At 32.9% G+C, this 1,767-nt stretch carries 3 protein-coding genes; all 3 read left to right on the top strand.

Translation table 11 applies throughout. From position 1 onward, the window contains the following. Positions 1 to 38 precede the first annotated feature (38 nt). Positions 39 to 533 carry a hypothetical protein gene (locus ACT8VG_RS10900; RefSeq protein ID WP_444195890.1) on the top strand — a complete coding sequence of 165 codons (495 nt, stop codon included), beginning with the start codon at positions 39 to 41 and terminating at the stop codon, positions 531 to 533. Between the two features lie 151 nt (positions 534 to 684). Further along, positions 685 to 1,419: a BF3164 family lipoprotein gene (locus tag ACT8VG_RS10895; protein WP_444195889.1), complete on the top strand. Its 735-nt coding sequence runs from the start codon at positions 685 to 687 to the stop codon at positions 1,417 to 1,419. A 54-nt stretch (positions 1,420 to 1,473) separates the two neighbouring features. Beyond that, positions 1,474 to 1,680 (top strand): hypothetical protein, encoded by a 207-nt coding sequence (locus tag ACT8VG_RS10890; RefSeq protein ID WP_444195888.1) that lies wholly within the window; start codon positions 1,474 to 1,476, stop codon positions 1,678 to 1,680. Positions 1,681 to 1,767: the final 87 nt, after the last annotated feature.

Here is a 1,767-nt window from a genome sequence, read left to right as displayed (position 1 = left end):
ATTCGTTTTGAGATACCATTTATTCAATTTCTCCAGACATGCAAAAGATTGCGAGTGCCTATTACATTGATTATGCACCTAAAAAACTTCCGGATATACCAGTTGATCCGAAAGATGACTGTTTAAGTTGGGAGAAAAAGCTCTGCCATTTGGATGACTATTTGAAAACCTCTTCTATCGGAGCCGGTGATGACTTTCTTTATATAGGGATCACCGACAAAGCCTACAAAGGTTATTTATCCCTCTATTCAAAACGGTCAAAGAAAATAATGACCGCCAAAAGACTTGTAGATGATATGTATCTCAAAGGAAATGTAATAACAGTTACCGGCAAACGGATTCCGCATAACATGGATGGGAACGACATCATTTGGGAAATAAAACCCCGCATTTTAATGAAGGGATATCAACGTTTATCCGCAACAGACCGGGAAACACTTCAACAGAAATATCCGGCCTGGGATCAAATCTGTTCGTCGTTAAAAGAAGATGACAACCCCGTATTATTTAGAATCAAAGTCAAAGATTTTTAAACGAATCATCTCATGAAAACAGACTGTACATGTGATTTATGTAACTAAGTAAAATCTATTAAACGAGAAAAGACAAAAGTTATGTAATGATTTTACTTTTAATTTTTGTCTTTTCTCATTTATTTTTTCATCCTTTCATTACAAAGACATTATGAAACTACAATTATTAAATATATTCATTGCTTGTACTTTTTGTATTTCTTGCAGTCAAAAGCCAGTAAAAACAGAACGAATCCAAGTATCCCCAAAAGTACTAACTGATAGCTTATTCATTAAAAGTGCTGCAAGTTTCATCTGTATTGGTGATTACTTGGTATTACAAGATCCTAGACAAGTATCTAATTTTATAAAAATCTACGATACAAAAGGACATCTTGTATCGGAAGTAGGTCAGATTGGAAATGGTCCAGAAGAATTTATTTTACCAGAATGTATCCCTTTTGGAGAAAATAAGTTCTTGACATGGAATAGATATGGAACATTTCAAACAGCTGTTAGCTCTTCCGAAAATCAGTTTAAACAAGAATTTAGGAGCTTTAATGTTTTCAACGGAAAAAATCAATCTATACAACTGTGTAAAAATGGAAATTTCATAACATATGATCCTACAAAAGATCATGTTATTACGTTATATTCACCCGATGGAAAAGAAATAGCATCTGCTGGTAAATTACCTTTCTCTTCAGATATAGCAAACCGGGAACATTTCTATTCAGGGAAAATTGTATATAACCATGAAAATCAGATACTATTACTCTATTTAGAAGTACTTCCTTATGCAGCTACATTTAAAGTAACCTCTTCTAATATATCATTACTAAATGAAAGAACTTTTCGAAATCCTGAATACACAATAAATGGAGACCAAATGCAATTCAAAGAATGAGGCAAAAATTGTTTGGTTGGGTGTTGTCTGACTGAAGACTTCATCATTAGTATTATGAACGACCCAGATTATACAGGTAATGACAAAAGCCAAACTTCACCCAAGCGGCATACTGTAGGAGTTTATGACTATGATTTTAATCTAGTTAAAATAGTTAATTTGGGAATGCCTCGTTATAATTTGGCTGCATCTGGTAAAGACAATACATTCTATGCGATTGTTCAAAATCCAGAAAACAGCATTATTGAAATTGAATTATAAACAACTTATTTTTAATATCATGATAACAACAATTCTATCTTTAGTCTTACTTCTCCTTGCCTCCTGTCACGAAAATAAGAAAGAACA

It is taken from the genome of Catenibacterium sp. (assembly GCF_052354645.1).
In the GTDB taxonomy this organism is placed as follows: domain Bacteria; phylum Bacillota_I; class Bacilli_A; order Erysipelotrichales; family Coprobacillaceae; genus Catenibacterium; species Catenibacterium mitsuoka_A.
This window is presented reverse-complemented; position numbering and strand designations above follow the sequence as displayed.